Origin of the sequence: Isoptericola aurantiacus, assembly GCF_044769875.1 — a bacterium.
In the GTDB taxonomy this organism is placed as follows: domain Bacteria; phylum Actinomycetota; class Actinomycetes; order Actinomycetales; family Cellulomonadaceae; genus Isoptericola; species Isoptericola aurantiacus.
Genome location: NZ_JBJBAE010000001.1, coordinates 1319889 through 1340682 on the forward strand (window position 1 = coordinate 1319889; position 20794 = coordinate 1340682).

At 73.9% G+C, this 20794-nt stretch carries 20 protein-coding genes; 16 read left to right on the plus strand and 4 right to left on the minus strand.

The window, feature by feature from the left end; translation table 11 throughout:
• Positions 1-3: 3 nt before the first annotated feature.
• Positions 4-456, minus strand: a complete 453-nt coding sequence (locus ACIQLL_RS05930) for a succinate dehydrogenase hydrophobic membrane anchor subunit (protein WP_402464298.1) — start codon at positions 454-456, stop codon at positions 4-6.
• Positions 456-854 (minus strand): succinate dehydrogenase, cytochrome b556 subunit, encoded by a 399-nt coding sequence (sdhC, locus tag ACIQLL_RS05935; protein WP_402464300.1) that lies wholly within the window; start codon positions 852-854, stop codon positions 456-458. Before sdhC ends, ACIQLL_RS05930 begins: the two co-directional genes overlap by 1 nt.
• A gap of 154 nt (positions 855-1008) precedes the next feature.
• Here sdhC and ACIQLL_RS05940 point away from each other — a divergent pair, with 154 nt between their 5' ends.
• From ACIQLL_RS05940 to ACIQLL_RS06010, 15 genes are all read left to right on the plus strand, one after another.
• Complete coding sequence (locus ACIQLL_RS05940) at positions 1009-2127, plus strand: mannose-1-phosphate guanylyltransferase (RefSeq protein WP_402464302.1); 1119 nt, start codon at positions 1009-1011, stop codon at positions 2125-2127.
• Positions 2124-3344: an amidohydrolase gene (locus ACIQLL_RS05945; protein WP_402464304.1), complete on the plus strand. Its 1221-nt coding sequence runs from the start codon at positions 2124-2126 to the stop codon at positions 3342-3344. The genes ACIQLL_RS05940 and ACIQLL_RS05945 overlap by 4 nt, the downstream gene beginning before the upstream one ends.
• Positions 3345-3500: 156 nt before the next feature.
• Positions 3501-4598 (plus strand): BMP family lipoprotein, encoded by a 1098-nt coding sequence (locus ACIQLL_RS05950; protein ID WP_402464306.1) that lies wholly within the window; start codon positions 3501-3503, stop codon positions 4596-4598.
• Between the two features lie 114 nt (positions 4599-4712).
• Complete coding sequence (locus ACIQLL_RS05955) at positions 4713-6233, plus strand: ABC transporter ATP-binding protein (protein ID WP_402464308.1); 1521 nt, start codon at positions 4713-4715, stop codon at positions 6231-6233.
• Positions 6230-7618, plus strand: a complete 1389-nt coding sequence (locus tag ACIQLL_RS05960; protein ID WP_402464310.1) for an ABC transporter permease — start codon at positions 6230-6232, stop codon at positions 7616-7618. The genes ACIQLL_RS05955 and ACIQLL_RS05960 overlap by 4 nt, the downstream gene beginning before the upstream one ends.
• Positions 7615-8910, plus strand: coding sequence for an ABC transporter permease (locus ACIQLL_RS05965; protein ID WP_402464312.1), 1296 nt, complete (start codon positions 7615-7617; stop codon positions 8908-8910). Before ACIQLL_RS05960 ends, ACIQLL_RS05965 begins: the two co-directional genes overlap by 4 nt.
• A gap of 3 nt (positions 8911-8913) precedes the next feature.
• A complete protein-coding gene (locus ACIQLL_RS05970; protein WP_402464313.1) occupies positions 8914-9312 on the plus strand; it encodes a cytidine deaminase in 399 nt (132 codons plus the stop codon).
• Positions 9309-10601, plus strand: coding sequence for a thymidine phosphorylase (locus ACIQLL_RS05975; RefSeq protein WP_402464315.1), 1293 nt, complete (start codon positions 9309-9311; stop codon positions 10599-10601). Before ACIQLL_RS05970 ends, ACIQLL_RS05975 begins: the two co-directional genes overlap by 4 nt.
• A gap of 4 nt (positions 10602-10605) precedes the next feature.
• Positions 10606-11448 carry a hypothetical protein gene (locus tag ACIQLL_RS05980; RefSeq protein ID WP_402464316.1) on the plus strand — a complete coding sequence of 281 codons (843 nt, stop codon included), beginning with the start codon at positions 10606-10608 and terminating at the stop codon, positions 11446-11448.
• A complete protein-coding gene (locus ACIQLL_RS05985) occupies positions 11445-11678 on the plus strand; it encodes a hypothetical protein (protein WP_402464318.1) in 234 nt (77 codons plus the stop codon). Before ACIQLL_RS05980 ends, ACIQLL_RS05985 begins: the two co-directional genes overlap by 4 nt.
• A 76-nt stretch (positions 11679-11754) precedes the next feature.
• Positions 11755-12858, plus strand: coding sequence for an adenosine deaminase (locus ACIQLL_RS05990; RefSeq protein ID WP_402464320.1), 1104 nt, complete (start codon positions 11755-11757; stop codon positions 12856-12858).
• Positions 12855-13580, plus strand: a complete 726-nt coding sequence (deoC, locus tag ACIQLL_RS05995; protein WP_402464322.1) for a deoxyribose-phosphate aldolase — start codon at positions 12855-12857, stop codon at positions 13578-13580. Before ACIQLL_RS05990 ends, deoC begins: the two co-directional genes overlap by 4 nt.
• Positions 13581-13618: 38 nt before the next feature.
• Positions 13619-14278: an ABC transporter ATP-binding protein gene (locus ACIQLL_RS06000; protein WP_402464324.1), complete on the plus strand. Its 660-nt coding sequence runs from the start codon at positions 13619-13621 to the stop codon at positions 14276-14278.
• 23 nt (positions 14279-14301) lie between these two features.
• On the plus strand, positions 14302-15783 hold the full coding sequence (locus ACIQLL_RS06005; protein ID WP_402464326.1) for a hypothetical protein: 1482 nt from the start codon (positions 14302-14304) through the stop codon (positions 15781-15783).
• A gap of 47 nt (positions 15784-15830) precedes the next feature.
• A complete protein-coding gene (locus tag ACIQLL_RS06010; protein ID WP_402464328.1) occupies positions 15831-16637 on the plus strand; it encodes a siderophore-interacting protein in 807 nt (268 codons plus the stop codon).
• Positions 16638-16647: 10 nt separating this feature from the next.
• Here ACIQLL_RS06010 and ACIQLL_RS06015 read toward each other — a convergent pair whose 3' ends face one another.
• Positions 16648-18414: a phospho-sugar mutase gene (locus ACIQLL_RS06015; RefSeq protein WP_402464330.1), complete on the minus strand. Its 1767-nt coding sequence runs from the start codon at positions 18412-18414 to the stop codon at positions 16648-16650.
• A 10-nt stretch (positions 18415-18424) separates the two neighbouring features.
• Complete coding sequence (locus ACIQLL_RS06020) at positions 18425-19276, minus strand: purine-nucleoside phosphorylase (protein WP_402464332.1); 852 nt, start codon at positions 19274-19276, stop codon at positions 18425-18427.
• 47 nt (positions 19277-19323) lie between these two features.
• Here ACIQLL_RS06020 and ACIQLL_RS06025 point away from each other — a divergent pair, with 47 nt between their 5' ends.
• The gene (locus ACIQLL_RS06025; protein WP_402464334.1) at positions 19324-20790 is read left to right on the plus strand and encodes an NAD(P)H-quinone dehydrogenase; all 1467 of its coding nucleotides are present in this window, start codon (positions 19324-19326) and stop codon (positions 20788-20790) included.
• The last annotated feature ends 4 nt before the right edge of the window (positions 20791-20794 follow it).

The following is a 20794-nucleotide window of genomic DNA, read 5'->3' on the forward strand; positions in this document are numbered from 1 at the left end:
TGCTCAGGCCGTGCAGAACGACGCGAGAAGCTCGGCCGGGGCGTCCGGCGGGCACGGGTCGAACGTGAAGATGACCAGGGTGCCGAGCACCACGGTGATCGTGAACGCCAGGTAGAGCAGGCCCTTGAGCACGCCGCGGGTGACGTCCCGCTGGGCGTAGTCGTTGATGATCGTGCGCACGCCGTTGGTGCCGTGGATCATGGCGAGCCACAGCATCAGCAGGTCCCAGACCTGCCAGAGCGGGCTGGCCCACTTGCCGGCGACGAAGCCGAAGTCGATGGCGTGCACGCCGTCGCCCACCATGAGGTTCATCCACAGGTGGCCGAAGATCAGCACGACGAGCACGACGCCGGAGGCCCGCATGAAGACCCAGGAGTACAGCTCGTAGTTGCCGCGCGTCGTCCTGCGCCGCGCGTACGGCGAACGAGGGGTGGGGATCGCGGTCTGGGTGCTCATCAGTGGCCACCTCCGAAGACGTTCATCAGGTGACGGGGCAGGAACCCGGCCATGGTGACGACGAACAGGCCGATCACCACCCAGAGCATCACCCTGTGGTAGCGCGGGCCCTTCGCCCAGAAGTCCACCAGGACGATGCGCAGGCCGTTGAAGGCGTGGAAGACGATGGCGGCCACCAGGCCGGCCTCGCCCAGCCCCATGATCGGCGTCTGGTACGTGCCGATGACGGCGTTGTACGCCTCCGGGGAGACCCGCACGAGCGACGTGTCCAGCACGTGCACGAGCAGGAAGAAGAAGATGAGCACGCCGGTCACGCGGTGCGCGACCCACGACCACATGCCTTCACGGCCGCGGTAGAGCGTGCCAGCGGGAGCAGTCGGCACGGGGGGAGCCTCCATTGGCGGATTCGGGCGGGTTACGTGAAGTCACTGTAGTGACACCGGGTCGCGATCGGGTCACGGAGTGTCCGAAAACGGCATCTCTGCGCACTTTCTGTGATCGATTCCACAGGGGTCACGTCATCGCCGGCGGCTGCGTCACTATGCTGCCCCCATGCCTTCTGCAGCGATCGCCGGATTCCGTGCCGTCGTGCCCGCCGGCGGCGCGGGGACCCGCCTGTGGCCCGTGTCCCGGGCCGACGTCCCCAAGTTCCTGCACGACCTCACGGGTGCGGGGCGGTCGCTGCTGCAGGCCACCGCCGACCGCCTCGCCCCGTTGGCGGGGGACGACGGCCTGTGCGTCGTGACGGGTGCCCGGCACGTCGAGGCCGTGCGCGCCCAGCTGCCGGGTCTGGCGGCGGAGCAGGTGCTCGCCGAGCCGTCGCCGCGCGACTCGATGGCCGCCGTCGGGCTGGCCGCCGCGGTCCTCGAGCACCGCCACGGCGAGGTGGTGCTGGGCTCGTTCGCCGCCGACCAGGTGATCTCGGGCCAGGCGGAGTTCGAGCGGTCCGTGCGCGAGGCGGTCGAGGCGGCCCGGGCGGGGTACGTCGTCACCGTCGGGATCGCCGCGTCCCGGCCGTCGACGGCGTTCGGCTACGTCCACGGGGCCGAACCGCTCGGCGTGGCCGGGGCGCCGAGCGCGGTGCACGTGCGCGGATTCACCGAGAAGCCGGACGCCGCCACCGCCCGCACCTACCTGGCCTCGGGCGAGTACCGCTGGAACGCGGGGATCTTCGTCGCGAGCACGACCGTGCTGCTGGGTCATCTGGCCGAGCAGCGGCCTGCGCTGCACGACGGCCTGCGCCGGGTCGCGGCCGCCTGGGACACCCCGGACCGCGACCGTGTGCTGGCCGCGGAGTGGCCGGGTCTGGAGCGGATCGCCATCGACCACGCCGTGGCCGAGCCGGTGGCCGCGGCGGGTGGTGTCGCGATGGTCCCGGGATCCTTCGGCTGGGACGACGTCGGGGACTTCAACTCCCTGGCGGCGCTGCTCCCGGCCGACGACGACGCCGGGTCCAAGGTGCTGGGGGACGCCGCCGACGTGGTGCGGGTGCACAGCGCCGGGTCGGTCGTGGTCCCCGCCGGCGGACGCACCGTCACGTTGCTCGGCATCGACGACGTCGTCGTGGTCGACACCCCCGACGCCGTGCTGGTCACGACCCGAGCTCGTGCCCAGCAGGTGCGCAGCATGGTGGACGCCGTGCGCGAGCACGGGCGCGAGGACCTGCTGTGACGCCGCCGCCACGCGCGCCGCGCGCCGACGCCGCCGCGGGAGCCCGCCTGGACGAGCTCGTCGCGGACCTCGAGCCCGAGCTGGTCGCGGTCCGGCGTGACCTGCACGCCCACCCGGAGACGGCCCGGCAGGAGTTCCGCACGACGGCGGTCCTCGCCGACCGGCTGCGCGCGGCCGGGCTGCAGCCCCGGTTGCTCGAGGGCACCGGGCTGACCTGCGACGTCGGCCCGGACGTGCCGGGCCGCGGACGGGTCGCGCTGCGGGCCGACATCGACGCGCTCCCGCTGGACGACCTGTGCGGGTGCGACTTCGTCTCGACCACGCCGGGCGTGGCCCACGCCTGCGGGCACGACGTGCACGCCGCCGTCGTGCTCGGCGCCGGGCTCGCCCTGGCCCGGCTCGACGCCGAGGGGATGCTCGACGTCGGGGTGCGCCTGGTGTTCCAGCCCGCCGAGGAGACCATGCCCGGCGGTGCCCACGAGGTCATCGCGCAGGGTGTGCTCGACGGCGTCGAGCGGATCGCGGCCGTGCACGCCGAGCCGAAGCTCGACGTGGGCAGGGTCGGCACCCGCATCGGACCGATCACCTCGGCGTCCGACCTGGTGACGGTCACGCTGTCCTCCGGCGGGGGGCACACCTCCCGCCCCCACCTGACGGGCGACGTCGTCTACGCCCTCGGCCAGGTCATCACGCAGGTGCCGGCGGTGCTCGGCCGCCGGCTCGACCCGCGGTCGGGGGTCAACCTGACCTGGGGCGCCGTCGAGGCCGGGCACGCGCACAACGCCATCCCCGCCACCGGCGTGGCCCGAGGGACGCTGCGCTGCCTGGACGTGCGGGCGTGGGAGAAGGCCGGCCAGGTGCTGCACGACGCCGTCGGCCAGGTGGTGGCCCCCTACGACGTCGACGTGAGCGTCCACCACGTGCGTGGCGTGCCACCCGTCGACAACGACGCCGGCGTCACGGCGCTCCTCGAGTCCGCCGGGGCCGAGGTCCTCGGCGAGGACGGCGTGGTCCTGACCGAGCAGTCGCTCGGCGGCGAGGACTTCGCGTGGTACCTGACCAAGGTCCCGGGGGCGATGGCGCGCCTCGGGACGGCCACGCCGGGGGAGCGTCGCTATGACATCCATCAGGGCGAGCTGGTCGTCGACGAACGCTCGATCGGCATCGGTGCCCGGTTGCTCGGGCGGTTTGCCCTCGGTCGTCCGGAAGCGGTGTGACGCACCTCATTCCAGCGGTGTACCCATTCGATAACGACTCGGCCACGGCACCCCTCAGTGGCTGATACCTCCTCGCGGCATCGCTAGGCTGTCCATCTCTGATCGTGAGACGGGTTGCGACCCGGTCTCACCGAACCTCATCGACAGGAGTGACTGGTGAAGAGTGCGATCCGTCTCACCGCCCTCGCCGGCGTTGCGGCACTGACCTTGGCAGCATGCGGTACCGCCCCGGAGGAGGAGGGCACCGGAGGGACGGACACGGCCGAGAGCGAGGCCGTCGACTACACGCCGTGCATCGTCTCCGACCAGGGCGGGTTCGACGACAAGAGCTTCAACCAGCTCAGCTTCGAGGGCGCCCAGCAGGCCGCCGAGGAGATGGGTGTCGACCTCATCGACGTCCAGTCGCAGTCCGAGACCGACTTCCAGCCGAACCTGCAGTCGCTCGTGGACCAGGGCTGCGACGGCATCGTGTCCGTCGGGTTCGCCCTGTCCGCCGACACCGTGGAGTCCGCGAACGCCAACGAGGACATCAACTACTTCCTGGTCGACGACGCCGCGGACAACGACTTCGACGGCGAGACCGACGCGCCGAACATCAAGCCGCTGCTGTACAACACGGCCGAGGCCGCGTTCCTCGCCGGCTACCTCTCCGCGGGCTACTCCGAGGCCGGCAAGGTCGGCACCTTCGGCGGTGCGCCGTACCCGACCGTGACGATCTTCATGGACGGCTTCAAGCAGGGCGTCGAGTACTACAACCAGGCCAACGACGCGAAGGTCGAGCTCATCGGCTACAACGGCGGCGAGGACGGTGCCTTCACCGGCGAGTTCGTGGCCAACGAGACGGCCAAGACCACCGCCAAGAACATCCTCGACCAGGGCGTCGACGTGATCCTGCCGGTCGGCGGTCCGATCTACCAGTCCGCCATCGCGGCGATCGAGGACTCGGGCCGCGACGTCGCCCTCATCGGTGTCGACGCCGACTTCTACGAGAGCGACCCGACGACCCAGCCGTACGTGCTGACCTCCATCCTCAAGAAGATGGACGTCTCCACCTACGAGGCCGTGCTGGCCGCCGGCCAGGGCGAGTTCGACCCCGAGCCGTACATCGGCACCCTCGAGAACGAGGGCGTCGGCCTGGCCCCGCTGCACGACTTCGAGGACAAGGTCGACCCGGCGCTGATGACGGAGGTCGAGGACCTGCAGCAGCAGATCATCGACGGCGAGCTCGAGGTCACGTCCTACCTGGACCAGTGAGTCGCACCTGACGTCAACCCGCCGGCGCGGCGGGACACGGAGCTCACCGTGTCCCGCCGCGCCGTGCGCCCTAGGCTGATCCCCAGAACCGGACGGAAGGACGGACGGACCGCGATGAGGCTCGAGCTGCGCGGCATCACCAAGCGCTTCGGCGCGCTGGTGGCCAACGACCACATCGACCTCGTGGTCGAACCCGGTCAGATCCACTGCCTCCTCGGGGAGAACGGTGCGGGCAAGTCCACGTTGATGAACGTCCTGTACGGGCTGTACGACGCCGACGAGGGCGAGATCCTCCTCGACGGCGTCGTCCAGGACTTCGACGGTCCCGGCGACGCGATGTCGGCCGGCATCGGCATGGTCCACCAGCACTTCATGCTCGTGCCGGTGTTCACCGTGGCCGAGAACGTCATGCTCGGGCACGAGACCACGAGCGGCCCGGGCGTCCTCGACCTGTCCGCGGCGCGGGAGACCGTGCGCGGCACCGCCGACCGGTTCGGGTTCCACGTGGACCCGGATGCCTTGGTCGAGGACCTGCCGGTCGGCGTGCAGCAGCGCGTCGAGATCATCAAGGCGCTGAGCCGCGACGCGCAGGTGCTCGTGTTCGACGAGCCCACCGCGGTGCTGACCCCGCAGGAGACCGACGAGCTGATGGCGATCATGCGCCAGCTCAAGGACGAGGGCAAGGCCATCGTCTTCATCACCCACAAGCTCCGCGAGGTCCGCGAGGTGGCCGACCGCATCACCGTGGTCCGCCACGGCAAGGTCGTCGGGGAGGCCGACCCGACGGCCCCCGACAACGAGCTGGCCTCCCTCATGGTGGGTCGCGCCGTGCAGCTCACGGTCGACAAGGAGGCGCCGCGGCGCGGCGACAACGAGCTCGCGGTGGAGCACCTCGTGGTGGCCAACTCCGAGGGCCAGGTCGTGGTCGACGACGTGAGCTTCGCCGTGCGCGGCGGTGAGATCCTCGTCGTCGCCGGCGTCCAGGGCAACGGGCAGACGGAGCTCACCGAGGCTCTGATCGGGCTGCACCCGGACCTGACCGGCTCGATCCGGCTGGACGGGGCCGAGCTCCGCGGCCGCAGCGTCCGCCAGGTGCTCGACGCCGGCGTCGGGTTCGTCCCCGAGGACCGCAACACCGACGGCCTGGTCGGTGAGTTCTCCATCGCCGAGAACCTCATCCTCGACCGCACCGACGGGCCGCCGTTCGTGCGGGCCGGCAGCATGCAGCTCGGCGTCCGCGACGACTTCGCCCGGGAGCGGGTCGAGGAGTTCGACGTGCGCACCACCGGGATCGACCTGCCCGTGGGCCGGCTGTCCGGCGGCAACCAGCAGAAGGTCGTCCTGGCGCGCGAGCTCTCGCGTGACCTCCGCCTGCTGGTGGCGGCCCAGCCCACGCGCGGCGTCGACGTCGGGTCCATCGAGTTCATCCACAAGCGCATCGTGGCCACCCGCGACGCCGGCATCCCCGTCGTCGTGGTGTCGACCGAGCTCGACGAGGCGGTGGCGCTGGCCGACCGCATCCTGGTCATGTACCGCGGCCAGGTGGTCGGCATCGTCCCGGCCGACACGCCGCGCGACGTGCTCGGCCTGATGATGGCCGGCATCGCACCCGAGACCGAAGGAGAGGCCGCGTGAGCGACGCGCCGCGCCGGCACGACGCCGAGCGGAACGAGGACGACCCCACCGGGACCGACGCCGAGCGCGTGGACCCGCCCGTCGATCCCGGTTCGGACGAGGTCGATCCCGGGCTCGTCGAGGAGATCGAGCAGGAGGACGCCCGCGAGGCGCCGCCCGCCGTCGACGAGACCGGGGACCGCTGGCAGGACGCCTTCCGGCGGATCGCCGCGGGCGGCTGGGCGGTCTCCCTGGGCGCGATCCTCCTCGCCGTCATCGCAGGGTCCCTGATGATCGTCGTCACCGACGAGGCGGTGCAGGACGCCGCGAGCTACTTCTTCGCGCGGCCCGGCGACACGCTCGCGGCCGTGGGCCAGGCCGTCGGCGGTGCGTACTCCGCCCTGTTCCAGGGCGCGGTCTACAACTTCCGCGCCGACAGCTTCGCGGCAGGCATCCGCCCGCTGACCCAGACGCTGAACAACGCCACGCCGCTCATCGCGGCCGGCCTGGGTGTGGCGCTGGCGTTCAAGGCGGGCCTGCTGAACATCGGTGGCCAGGGGCAGATGCTCATGTCCGCCGCCGCGGCCGGCTGGGTCGGGTTCGGGGTGACGGGGGTGCCGTTCCCGATCCACCTGATCCTCGCGATCGTCGCCGGCGTCCTTGCCGGCGCGCTGTGGGCCGGGATCGCCGGTCTGCTCAAAGCACGCACCGGCGCGCACGAGGTGATCGTGACGATCATGCTCAACTACGTCGCCTACTACCTGCTGTCGTACTTCCTGGCGACGCCGGGTCTCATGCAGGCCCCGGGCTCGGCCAACCCCAAGACCCCGCCGACGCCGGAGTCCGCCCAGCTGCCGCCGCTGCTGGGGGACCGGTACACCCTGCACTGGGGCTTCGTCCTGGCGCTCGTGGCCGTCGCCGTCGTGTGGTGGATCCTCAACCGGTCCGCCGTCGGCTTCTCCTACCGCGCGGTCGGCGAGAACCCGCGCGCCGCCCGTGTCGCCGGCATCGACGTGCCCCGGTCCACCGTCTCGGTGATGCTCGTGGCCGGTGCCCTCGTGGGGCTGGCGGGAGTCACCCAGGTGCTCGGCACGGTGACGACCGGGTTCGGCGCGGACATCGACGCCGGGATCGGCTTCGACGCGATCACCGTTGCGCTGCTGGGCAACTCGAACCCGATCGGGGTGCTGGGCGCCGGCATCCTGTTCGGCGGCTTCAAGGCCGGTGGTTCGGCCATGCAGGCCGCCGAGGGGATCCCGATCGAGATCGTCCTGGTCGTGCAGTCCCTCATCGTGCTGTTCATCGCCGCGCCGCCGCTCGTGCGCGCGATCTTCCGGCTCCCGCAGCCGGGCAGCGGCCCCAGGAAGAAGCGGCCGCGCGCCGCCCGGAAGGAGGTGTCGGCATGAGCGCCCCCACCGTCGACAGCACCCCGGCGTCGACGCCGGCCGCACCCCGCACCGTGAGCTCGGTGACGTGGAAGACGCCGATCGCGCTCGGCGTCGTGCTCGCCCTGGACGTGCTGCTCCTGCTGCTGGCGCCGCACGAGGGCAGCGCCCGGTTCGCGCTGTCCACCCCCACGGACTTCTTCCAGTTCCCCGTCTACGTCATCCCGGGCATGGCCACGGCGTGGGTCTGCGCCGCCGTCGGCGCGGTGATGCTCGTGCTGTCCGTGCTGTCCACCCGGCGGGGGCGGCGCACCCCGCTGTGGGTGCCGTCGGTGTACGCCGCGGCGCTGCTGGTCGGCTTCCTGGCCTGGGCCGCGGCGGGCAGCCCGCGCGACCTGTCGGTGGTCGGCCTGCTCGGCGGCGCGCTCGTGCTGTCGGTGCCGCTGGTCTACGGCGCGCTGAGCGGCGTGATCGGCGAGCGGTCGGGCACGATCAACATCGCCATCGAGAGCCAGCTCCTGGCGGGCGCGTTCACCGCCGCCATCGCCGGGTCGCTGACGAACAGCCCCTGGGTCGGGCTCGTCGCCGCGATGGCCGCCGCGGCCCTGGTAGCGCTGGTGCTGGCCCTGTTCACCATCACCTACCGGGTCAACCAGATCATCGTCGGCGTCGTGCTCAACGTGCTGGTGATCGGCCTGACGAGCTTCTTCTACTCGCTCGTGCTCGTGCCGAACACCGAGTCCCTGAACTCGACGACCCGGTTCGACCGCATCCCGATCCCGTTCCTGGAGCGCATCCCGGTGATCGGCCCGGTGCTGTTCGACCAGACGATCATCGTCTACCTGATGTATCTCATCGTGCCCGGCGTCTGGTTCGGCCTGTTCCGCACCCGCTGGGGGCTGCGCCTGCGCGCGGTCGGCGAGCACCCGCGAGCGGCCGACACCGTCGGCGTCGGTGTCCTGCGCACGCGGTACCGGGCGCTGCTCGTGGCGGGCGCCATCGGCGGCATGGGCGGCGCCTTCTACACCGTGGTCTCGATCAACCAGTTCAACCGGGAGATGACCGCGGGCGCGGGGTTCATCGCCCTGGCGGCGATGATCTTCGGCAAGTGGAACCCCGTGCGGGCCGCGCTGGCCGGACTGCTGTTCGGCTTCGCGACCAACCTGCAGAACGTGCTCAGCGTGGTCGGTTCGCCGGTGCCCAGCCAGTTCATGCTGATGCTGCCGTACGTGGTCACGCTGTTCGCCGTGGCGGGGCTCGTCGGCCGGTCGAGGCCGCCGGCGGCGCTGGCCACCCCGTACACCAAGGAGTAGCGGGTGCCCGACGCCTCGATCGACTGGGACGCCCTGCGGCGGGCCGCCCGTGACGTCGGCCGCCACGCCTATGTGCCCTACTCGGGCTACGCCGTCGGGGCCGCCGCCTACGCGGACGACGGCCGGCTCCTCGTCGGCTGCAACGTGGAGAACGCCGCCTACGGCGTCACCCTGTGCGCGGAGTGCTCGCTGGTCTCGGCGCTCGTCACCGGCGGAGGCGGCCGGCTGACGGCCTTCACCTGCGTCGACGACCGAGGCGACGTGATCACGCCCTGCGGCCGCTGCCGTCAGCTCCTGTGGGAGCACGGCGGCGCCGACCTGCTCGTCGAGACCCCCCACGGGGTGATCCCGATGGAGCGGATGTTGCCGCAGGCCTTCGGACCGGAGAACCTGGACAGATGAGCGAACCGTTCGACGTCGTCGACGTCATCCGCACCAAACGTGACGACGCCCGGCTGTCCGCCGCCCAGATCGACTGGGTCGTGGACGCCTACACCCGCGGGGTGGTCGCCGAGGAGCAGATGTCGGCCCTGGCCATGGCGATCCTGCTCAACGGCATGCACCGCGGCGAGGTGGCGCGGTGGACGCAGGCGATGATCGCGTCCGGCGAGCGGATGGACTTCTCCGCGCTGTCGCGCCCGACGGCGGACAAGCACTCGACCGGGGGTGTGGGGGACAAGATCACCCTGCCGCTGGCGCCGCTCGTGGCCGTGTTCGGCGTCGCCGTCCCGCAGCTGTCCGGACGCGGGCTGGGGCACACGGGTGGCACGCTCGACAAGCTCGAGTCGATCCCCGGCTGGCGGGCCGCCCTGACCAACGCCGAGATGCTGGCCCAGCTCGAGGACGTCGGCGCCGTGATCTGCGCGGCGGGCGCCGGTCTCGCCCCCGCGGACAAGAAGCTCTACGCGCTGCGCGACGTCACGGGCACGGTCGAGGCGATCCCGCTCATCGCGAGCTCGATCATGTCGAAGAAGATCGCCGAGGGCACCGGCTCCCTGGTGCTCGATGTCAAGGTCGGCTCGGGCGCGTTCATGAAGGACCTCACGCAGGCCCGCGAGCTCGCACGCACCATGGTCGAGCTCGGTACCGACGCCGGGGTGCGGACGGTCGCGCTGCTCACCGACATGGCGACGCCGCTGGGACGCACCGCCGGGAACGCGCTCGAGGTGCGCGAGGCCGTCCAGGTGCTCGACGGCGGCGGCCCGGACGACGTCGTCGACCTCACCGTGGCGCTGGCCGTGGAGATGCTGGCCGCCGCGGGGCGCCCGGTGGACGAGGCCGAGGTCCGGGCGGCGTTGGCCGACGGCCGTGCGATGGAGGTGTGGCGTCGCATGATCGCCGCCCAGGGCGGTGACCCGGACGCCGAGCTGCCGCGGGCGCGGCACACCCAGGACGTGCTCGCCGACCGGTCCGGGGTCGTGACGCGGCTGGACGCCTACGCCGTGGGCGTGGCCGCCTGGCGGCTCGGGGCAGGAAGGTCGCGCCGCGAGGACCCGGTGCAGGCCGGTGCCGGCGTCGAGATCCACGCCCGTCCCGGTGAGCAGGTCGTCGCCGGTCAGCCGCTCCTGACCCTGCACACCGACACACCGGACCGGTTCGGGCGTGCGCTCGATGCGCTCGACGGCGCCTGGGACGTCGCCCCGGACGGCGTGCCGCGGCGTCGGCCGATCGTCCTGGACCGGATCCACTGAGCTCATGGTCCCCGCGGTGCGCCTGACCGACCTGCTCGCCGCGACGGGCCTGTTCGGTGGCGCACCGCCTCCGGCCCCTCCGGCCGGCCGGTACCGCACGCCCGCCGTCGGGCCCGAGCTGCTCGCCCGGATCGACGCGCTGCCCGCCCGCTCGGCCTCCTGGGTGCGCGACCCCCTGGACCGCTCCGGTCCGGCGTCGGGCGAGGTCCGCACGCTCCGGCTGCCCGGAGGCACTCCGGCCCGCCAGACCTCGCAGGTCACCTGCGGAGCCGCGGTCCTGACCGTGCTGAGGTACGCCGGGGACCCGGCATCGGCCCTGCGCCTGGCCACCGCGCCCGATCCGGCGGCCGCCTTCGCCGCCGACCAGGAGGCGGTCCACCGCGCCTCCACCCGGGGTCCCCGCGGCCTGCCCGGGTGGCCGACCCGGTTCGGGACCCCGCCGTGGGGCGCTGCGCGGGAGGCCCGCTACGGGCCGGTGGCCTACACCCACCGCGTGGTGGGGGCACCCGGGAGCGGGGCCGCACGGCGGGTGCTCGACGCCGCCCTGGCAGCCGCCGCTGCCGGCGTGCCCGTGCCCCTGTACTCCGGCGGCGACCTGGGCCGGGGTGTCCCGACGGCGGTCCCGCGGCACGTCGTGCTGCTCACCGCGGTGACCGGCACGGGAGGCGAGGCGGCCGCCCGGCTGTACGAGCCGTCGTCGGGCACGCTGCACGCGCTGTCCGCCGCGCTGCTGCGCGACGGCGTGGTGACGGCGGCGCGGACACGGGCGCTGGGCGGGTGGCCGCACCTGGTGTGGGCGATCCTGCCGCGCGGGCGCAGCGGCCAGGGCCCACCATGGCAGACATGAGCACCACACCCTCCGACTCCTGGCGCGACGCGGGCCTGGAGGCCCCTGACGACACCACGAGCCTCGTGGACGAGGCCGACCGGCCCCCGACCCCGCCCGGCCGGGGCGGCGAGGCCGAGGACTATCACCCGGGTCCGGCCCGGCCCGACCTGGACGGCACCGCCGACGAGGCGGACGTCGCGGAGCAGGCCGGCGAGGTCCCCGACGACGACCCCGACGACGCCGGGTGAGATCCGCAGGGACGACCCCCACGCGGGCGCGCCCGCCGTGTCGGCGCGAGCACCCCGGCGCCGGTAGGTTGGGGCCATGACGCAAGCCCTCCTGGACGAGATCCCCGACCTGCCCAAGGTGCTCCTGCACGACCATCTCGACGGCGGCCTGCGCCCGCAGACCGTGCTCGAGCTGTGCGACGCCGTCGGGCACGAGCTGCCCGCCGGGGACGCCGACGCCCTGGCCACCTGGTTCCGGGACGCCGCCGACTCCGGGTCGCTGCCTCGCTACCTGGAGACGTTCGACCACACCATCGCCGCCATGCAGACGCCGGAGGCCCTGGCCCGCGTCGCTCGCGAGGCCGTGCTGGACCTGGCCGCCGACGGCGTCGTCTACGCCGAGCAGCGGTGGGCCCCGGAGCAGCACCTGCAGCGGGGCATGTCGCTGCCAGAGACCGTCGAGGCGGTGCAGGCCGGCATCGATGCCGGTGTGCGTGAGGCGGCCCAGGAGGGTCGCACCATCCGCGTGGGCCAGCTCGTGACCGCCATGCGACACACCGACCGCTGGATCGAGATCGCCGAGCTGGCCGTCGCCTACCGCGACGCCGGCGTGGCCGGGTTCGACATCGCGGGACCGGAGGACGGTTTCGCCCCCGACCGGCACGCCGAGGTGTGGCGGTTCCTGGCCGAGCAGAACTTCCCCACCACGATCCACGCCGGGGAGGCGGCCGGGCTCGACTCGATCGCGCAGGCGGTGCACCTGGGCCAGGCCGACCGGCTCGGTCACGGCGTCCGCATCATGGAGGACGTCCTGCTGTCCGAGCACGACCGCACCGCGACGCTGGGGCCGCTGGCGAACTGGGTCCGCGACCACCAGATCGCCCTGGAGGTCTGCCCGGTGTCGAACCTGCAGACCGACGCCGCACCGGGCGTCACCTCGATCGCGGACCACCCGATCACGCGTCTCAAGGAGCTGGACTTCGCGGTCACGCTCAACACGGACAACCGGCTGATGTCCCGCACGTCGATGTCCCACGAGATGCGGCTGCTCGTGTCCGAGGCGGGCTGGACGATCGACGACCTTGCCGACGTCACCCTGACGGCCGCCTGGAGCGCGTTCGTGCACCACGACGAGCGGCGCGCGCTCGTCGACGATCTGATCCTGCCGGGCTACCAGAAGGTCGAGGGGGCCCTCCGATGAGCGAGCACCCGACGCCCGCCACCGCGGTCGAGCTGGCCCGGTACGTGGACCACACGCTGCTCAAGCCGGAGGCGACCGCCGCGGACGTCAGCGCGCTCGTGACGGAGGGTGCGGCCCTCGGGGTGTTCTCCGTGTGCGTCTCGCCGACGTTCGTGGCGCACGCCGTCGAGGCGGCCGGCGGTCGGCTCGCGGTGGCGACCGTGTGCGGCTTCCCGTCCGGCAAGCACGCGAGCGAGATCAAGGCCGCCGAGGCGGCGCGCTCCGTGCTGGACGGCGCCGACGAGGTCGACATGGTCATCGACGTCGGTGCCGCGAAGGCGGGCGGGTTCGACGTCGTCCAGGACGACATCGCGGCGGTCCGGGCCGCGGTCCCGGCCGACAAGATCCTCAAGGTCATCATCGAGTCCGCCGCCCTGACCGACACCGAGGTGGTCGCGGCCTGCCGTGCGGCCGAGGCGGCGGGCGCCGACTTCGTCAAGACCTCCACCGGTTTCCACCCGACCGGCGGTGCCTCGGTGCACGCCGTCGAGCTGATGGCCGCGACCGTCGGCGGACGGCTCGGCATCAAGGCGTCCGGGGGCGTGCGCACGCTGGCCGACGCCCAGGCGATGATCGCCGCGGGCGCCACCCGGCTGGGCCTGTCCGGTACCGGCGCGGTCCTGGCCGGGTTCGACGCCGACGGCGGGGCGGACACCACGGCGCCGGACGGCGGCTCGTACTGACGCGCAGGTCACGCCGCCGGGCCGGTAACGTCGGCGGCGTGACCTCGGAACCCGCCGGCGACGTCCTGGTCGACGCCGTCGCCGTCACCCGTACCTACGGCACGGTGCAGGTGCTGGCGCCCACGTCGGTGCGGCTGCGCGCCGGGCAGGGGGCCGCCGTCGTCGGGCCCAACGGTGCCGGCAAGTCGACGCTCCTGCGACTCGTCGCCGGTGCGGAGGCGCCGACGTCGGGCACCGCCACCGTGCTCGGCGCGCCGGCGGAACGGGCCCGGCGGCGGTACCGGGACCGGATCGCGCGGCTCCTCGGGCCGGTTCCCGCCTACCCCGACCTGACCGTGGCCGAGCACCTGCGGCTCGTCCAGGTCGCCTGGGCCGGCCGGTACCCGGGCCCCGAGGTCGACGAGGCGCTCGCCGCTGCGACGCTCGACCGGGTTCGCGACCAGTACCCCGCGGAGCTGTCCTCCGGCGAGACCCAGATGTTCGCCCTGGTGGCGACGCTGTACCGGCCCGCGTCGCTCGTGCTGCTCGACGAGCCGGAGCAGCGGCTCGACGCCCGGTGGCGCGAGGTCGCACGGGAGCTCGTGCTGGGCGCCCTGGACCAGGGACGTGCCGTGCTCGCCGCCACGCACGACCCGGGGCTGCGCGAGGTCCTCGCGGGTCGCGGCCCCGTCGTCGAGCTCGCGGAACCGCGCCGGTGACGGCGGCGGGCGCCGCGACGTCCGTGACCGTGATGCCCTATGCGCGGTGGCGTCGGTGGGTCCGTGCGCTGCGGACGTTCCGCGGACGACGGCGCGCCGCCGGGTCCGGTGACCCGAGCGAGCAGACGTACCTCGCCTACGGGTTCGTCCTGCTGGCCCTGATGTACGGACCGATCCTGTGGTCCGCGCTCTCGCAGGTCGCCGGGCCCCTCGGCCTCGTGGGCGGTTCCGCGGGCCGCGAGGACGCCGTCGCCCTCGGGGGCGTCGCCGTCGGCGCCGCAGGGCTGGCGGGCGTCCTCGGCGCGCGGTGGGGAGTGCCGCTGTGGGTCACCGCCGTCGACGGCACCTACGCGTTGTCGGGTGTCTGGGACCCGCGCACCGTCCTGTGGCGGCGCGTCGTGGTGCTCATCGTCGCGGCCGGGGCTGCGGCCGCCCTGGTCGGATCGGCGCTCGCGGCCGGCGGCGGCCCGGCGGGGGACCTGCTCGGGTGGGCGCTGTGCGCCGCGGGCACGGCGCAGCTGCCGCTGGCGCTCGCGGTGGCGGCGCAGGGCCCGCGGTGGCGGGCGGCGGCCCGGGGTGTCGCCGTGGTGACCGCCGTGCTCGCGGCGGCCGTCGCGATCGCCCCCGGCTCCCTGCCGGCCGCTGCGGTCGGCATCGTGCCGGTCCTCGCGGTGGTCCTGGCGGTGGTGTGCGGCGGTCTCCTGCTCGTCGTCCTGCCGAACCACCTCGACGTCGACGACGCCGTGGCGTCCTGGCAGAGGACGGTGCAGGCCGGTGCCGCGCTGGCCGGCGGCGACGCCGCGGGGGTGGGTGCCAGGCGTGGTCCGGCGTCGGGCTCTCGCCGCCGCGGCTCGTTCCCCGCGTGGCTCCTGCAGCGGGCACCGCTGGTGGCACGTGATCTGGTGGGCCTCGGGCGGAGGGTCGGTGCCCTGACCGGGTCGGTCCTCGGAGGCGCCCTGGGTGCGGCTCTGGTCGCCGTGGCGGCCGACGGCGGGCCCGGGACTGCGGCGGCGGCTGTCGGCGGCGGCGTGGTGCTGTACGCGGCCTCGGCCGTGTGGGCGGGCGGGCTGCGGGACATGGCGGAGCAGCGGGACCCGGCCGGTTTGCTGCCGGGCGGTCCGTGGCGGGCCGCGCTGGGTCATCTGGGCGTCCCCGCGGCCCTGGCGGTGGTGGTCGGAGCGCTCGGGCTCGGCGTTGCGGCCGCCGTCGTCCCGGTCGACGGCGCCACGGCGGTGGTCGTGGCCGCCGAGCTGCTCGCGGTGCTCGGGGTGCGGCCCTGGGTGGCGGGGGCGACGCAGGCACCGCCCGAGCTGTTCACCCCGATGTCCGGTCCGGGTGGGGACATGAGCATGGTGGTGGTCGGCGGGTGGTTCGTGCGCGGCTGGCTGGTGGTGGTCGGTGCGGCCTGGACGCTGGCCCGCCTCGGCGAGCCGGCCGTGCCGCTCGTCGTCGTCCTGGCGGTGTGGCTCGCGGTGACGGGCCTGCGTCGACTCGACCGGGCTTGACGGCGGACGGACCGACCACCGGGTCAAAGAGGTTAGCCTTACCTACGATGACTGAGACCACCGAGCGCCGCGGCGGCCCGCCCGCCGGCAAGCGCACCCCGAAGACCGCGACCATCACCGCCGTGCGGTGGGTGACCGACCACATGGTGCGCGTCACCGTCGCCGGCGGCGACGTGCCGACCGTCGACCCGACCGGGTTCACCGACCGCTACATCAAGCTCGTCCTCGGCCCGCCGCCGGTCCCCGACGCCCGCCCCGTGGTCCGTACCTACACGATCCGCGCGGTCCGGGACGGCGAGTGGGACATCGACCTCGTCGTCCACGGCGACGACGGGCTGGGAGGCCCCTGGGCGGCCCGCGTGCAGCCGGGCGAGCAGATCACCTTCCTGGGACCGGGCGGTGGCTACGCGCCGGACCCGGACGCGCCCTGGCACCTGCTGGTGGGCGACGACGCCGCGCTGCCGGCGATCGCGGCGGCGCTGGAGGCGCTGCCCGCCGGAACGACGGCGCACGCCTTCGTCGAGGTTCCCGGACCGGTGGACGAACAGGCGATCGCGACCGCCGCCGACGTCCGCCTCACCTGGGTCCACCGGGGGACCGGGGACCTGGCGGCGGCGGTCCAGTCCGCGCACGCCGCCGGTGAGCTGCCTGACGGCGTCCCCCAGGCGTTCCTGCACGGCGAGGCCTCCTGCGTGCGCGAGCTGCGCCGCTGGGCCCGCGCCGGGCTGGGGGTGCCCCGCGAGCTGCTGTCCGCCTCCGGCTACTGGCGGCGCGGGCACGACGACGAGGCCTGGCGTGCCGCCAAGAAGGACTGGAACGCCGCCGTCGAGCAGGACGACGCCGCCCTGGCCTGACGGCGCGACGTCAGAGCCCGAGGTGGCCGGCGAGCTCCTTCTTGAGGTCGTCGAGGCGTTCGTGCGCCGCGACCCGCGCGCGGCCGACGTCGAGAGCGGACGCCTCGGCACCCACCGCCGTCACCGTCTCCAGGTAGCACTTGACCTTCGGCTCGGTGCCCGAGGGTCGCACGATCACCCGCGTGTGGTCCTCGGCGAGCAGCAGGATCCCGTCGGTCGGCGGCAGGCCGTCGTACCCGTCGGCGAGGTCCACCACGGTGTGCACGGGAGAGCCGCCGAGCGACCGGGGCGGCGCGGACCGCAGCCGGGACATGGTCTCGGGGATCTGCGCCAGGTCGTCGAACCGTCCGGCGAGCTGGTCGGTCACGTACAGCCCGTGCGCGCGGGCGACGTCGTCCAGTCGATCGACGAGCGTGCGCCCGGACACCTTGAGCCGGGCCGCCATCGCGGCGACGACGACGGCGGCACTGATGCCGTCCTTGTCCCGGACGTGCTCGGGGTCCACGCAGTAGCCGAGCGCCTCCTCGTACCCGAACACCAGGCCGGGGGTGCGGGAGATCCACTTGAACCCCGTCAGGGTCGTCGCGTGGGACACGCCCGCGTCGGCCGCCACGCGAGCCAGCGCCCGCGAGGACACGACCGAGGAGGCGACCGTCGCCCCGGAGCCTGCGGTGGCCCGGGACACGGCATCGTCGCCCAGCAGCAGGCCCACCTCGTCGCCGTGCAGCATCCGCCAGCCGCTCGAGCGTGCGGTCTCGACCCCCAGGTGGGTGCCCTGGGTGACGTCGAGGACGGCCACCGCGCACCGGTCGGCGTCCGGGTCGTTGGCGATCACCAGGTCCGCGCCCACCGCGATGGCCAGCCCGAGGGCGAGGTCCATCGCCCCGGGCTCCTCCGGGTTGGGGAAGGACACCGAGGGGAAGTCGGGGTCGGGGGCCACCTGCTCCTCGACCGGCGTGACGTCGGTGAACCCGGCGTCGGCCAGGGCGCGGGCGAGCAGGCGCCCTCCGACGCCGTGCAGGGACGTCGTGACGATCTTCAGGTGCCCGGCCGCGACCGGGTCGGCGGGGCGCAGGGGCGCCAGCGTGCGCAGGTACGCCTCCACGACGTCGTCGCCCAGCACCGCCCATCCCTCGTCGCTGCGCGGCACCTGGTCCGCGGGGCCGACGGCGGCGATCTGCTCGGCGATGTGGGCGTCGTGCGGGGGCACGATCTGCGCACCCTGACCCGCGTCGGTGACCATCCGACCGCCCAGGTACACCTTGTACCCGTTGTCGGCAGCGGGGTTGTGGCTGGCAGTGACCATGACCCCGGCGTCGGCGGACAGGTGGCGCACCGCGAACGCGAGCACCGGCGTCGGCAGCGGGCGGGGGAGCATGAGCACCTCCGCACCGGCGGCGGCGAGCACGGCGCCCGTGTCGCGGGCGAAGTCGGCCGAGCGGTGTCGCGCGTCGTAGCCGACGACGACGCGTGGCCCGGACCCCGGGCCCAGGGTCTGGGTCAGGTGGGCGCCCAGCCCGGCCGCGGCGCGGATCACCACGGCGCGGTTCATCCGGTTCGGACCACCGGCCATGGTCCCGCGCAGCCCGGCGGTGCCGAACTGCAGGGTCCCCGCGAACCGGTCGGCCAGCTCGGCGAGCGCGGTCGGGTGGCGGCGGCCCTCGTCGGCCGTGGCGAAGCCGACGAGCCGGGTGAGCTCGTCGACGTCCGCGTCGTCGACGTCGTGCCGGATCCAGGTCTCCACCTGCTCGAGCAGCGTGGGCAGGTCGGTCGTCATCACGGCCTCCTCAGATCGACCGGGCGATCGTCGCGAGCAGCTCGCCGATCCGCGGGGCCGCCGCGGCGCCGGCCTCGAGGACCTCGGAGTGCGACAGGGGGTGCGGGCTGATCCCCGCCGCGAGGTTCGTCACCAGCGAGATCCCCAGCACCTCCATGCCGCAGTGCCGTGCCGCGATCGCCTCGAGCGTGGTCGACATGCCGACCAGGTCGGCGCCCATCAGGCCCGCCATCCGCACCTCGGCCGGCGTCTCGTAGTGAGGACCGGGGAACTGGGCGTACACGCCCTCGGGCAGCTCCGGGTCGACGGACCGCGCCACCTCGCGCAGCCGCGCGGAGTAGACCTCGGTGAGGTCGACGAACGTCGCGCCCTCCAGGGGTGAGGTCGCCGTGAGGTTGAGGTGGTCCTTGAGCAGCACCGGCTGGCCGGGGCGCCAGGCCATGTGCAGGCCGCCGCACCCGTTCGTGAGCACCACGGCGGTGCAGCCCGTCGCGGCGGCGGTCCGCACGCCGTGCGCGACCCGGCGCACCCCGCGACCCTCGTACAGGTGGGTGCGCCCGCCGATGACCAGCGCCTGGCGCGTCGAGCCGTCCGGGCGCTCGATGCGGATCGAGCGCGTCGTGGCGGCGTGCCCGACGACCGACGGACGGGTGAAGCCCGGGATCTCGTGGGTGGGGATCTCGGCGACCACGTCGCCCACGAGCTCGGCCGCACCGCCCCACCCCGAGCCGAGGACGAGAGCGATGTCGTGACCGGGCACCCCGGTCGCTCCGGCGATGTGCTCGGCCGCCGCGCGGGCGACGTCGAACGGGTCGGTGCTCGGGTCGTCCAGGTCCGGGACCGGAGAAGCTGCGGTACTCATGGTGCCGAGACTAGCCCGGCCCGCGGCACCCCGCCGGGGCTGCGACAATGGCTGCCGTGGCTGCCTCGACAACTCTTCCTGCCGGACCCAACCACTCCGTCGTCGTCGTGGGCGGCGGCCCCGGAGGCTACGAGGCCGCGCTGGTCGCGCGGCGAGCCGGAGCCGACGTCACCGTGGTCGAACGGCACGGGCTCGGCGGCGCCGCGGTCCTGACCGACGTCGTCCCGTCCAAGACGCTCATCGCCACCGCCGAGTGGCTCACCATCGCCGAGTCCGCGCCCGAGCTCGGCATCCGCACCGGCGGCGCGCCCGTCTCGCCGGGTGACGACCAGGGCGTGCGCCGCAGCCTCGTCGACCTGCAGGCGGTCAACACCCGGGTGCGGGCGCTGGCCGCGGCCCAGTCCGCCGACGTCCGGGGGCGCCTAGAGCGCGAGGGCGTCGGCATCGTCGTGGGCGAGGGGCGCCTGGACGGCCCCAGCCGGGTGGTGGTGACCCCGCCCGACGGCGGTGACGAGGTCACGCTGGACGCCGACATCGTGCTGCTCGCCACGGGCGCCACCCCGCGCACCCTGCCGACGGCGGCCCCGGACGGCGAGCGCATCCTCAGCTGGACGCAGCTCTACCACCTGGACGAGCTGCCCGAGCGGCTGATCGTCGTGGGCTCGGGCGTCACCGGCGCCGAGTTCGCCGGCGCCTACCAGGCGCTCGGGTCCGACGTCGTGCTGGTGTCCTCGCGCGACCGGGTGCTGCCCGGCGAGGACGAGGACGCCGCCGAGCTGCTCGAGGGTGTCTTCCGGTCCCGCGGGATGACCGTCATGTCCCGCTCCCGCGCCGCCGGGGCCGAGCGCACCGCCGACGGGGTGGCCGTCACCCTCACCGACGGGCGCGTCGTCGAGGGCTCGCACGTGCTCATCGCCGTCGGCGGCGTCCCCAACACCGAGGGCCTGGGTCTGGCCGAGGCCGGGATCGAGGTCTCCGACTCCGGCCACATCCAGGTCGACCGGGTCTCGCGGACCTCGGTGCGCGGCGTGTACGCCGCCGGGGACTGCACCGGTGTGCTGCCGCTTGCCTCGGTGGCCGCGCAGCAGGGGCGCGTGGCGATGGCGCACGCGCTGGGCGACGCCGTCGCCCCGCTCCGCCTCGGCGCGGTGGCCGCGAACATCTTCACCGCGCCGGAGATCGCGACCGTCGGGTACTCCGAGGAGGGTCTGCGCAGCAAGGGCTCGCGGTACGTGACCACGACGCTGCCGCTGGCGCGCAACCCGCGCGCCAAGATGCACGGCGTGCACGACGGGTTCGTCAAGCTGTTCGCCCACCCCGAGGCCGGTGTGGTGCTCGGCGGCGTCGTCGTCGGACCGCGGGCCAGCGAGCTGATCTTCCCGGTCACCCTGGCGGTCTCCCACCGGCTCACCGTGGACGACGTGGCCGAGGCCTTCACCGTCTACCCCTCGCTGTCCGGCACGATCGGCGAGGCGGCCCGGGTGCTGCACAACTCGGTGGCGCCGACCACGTAGCGGG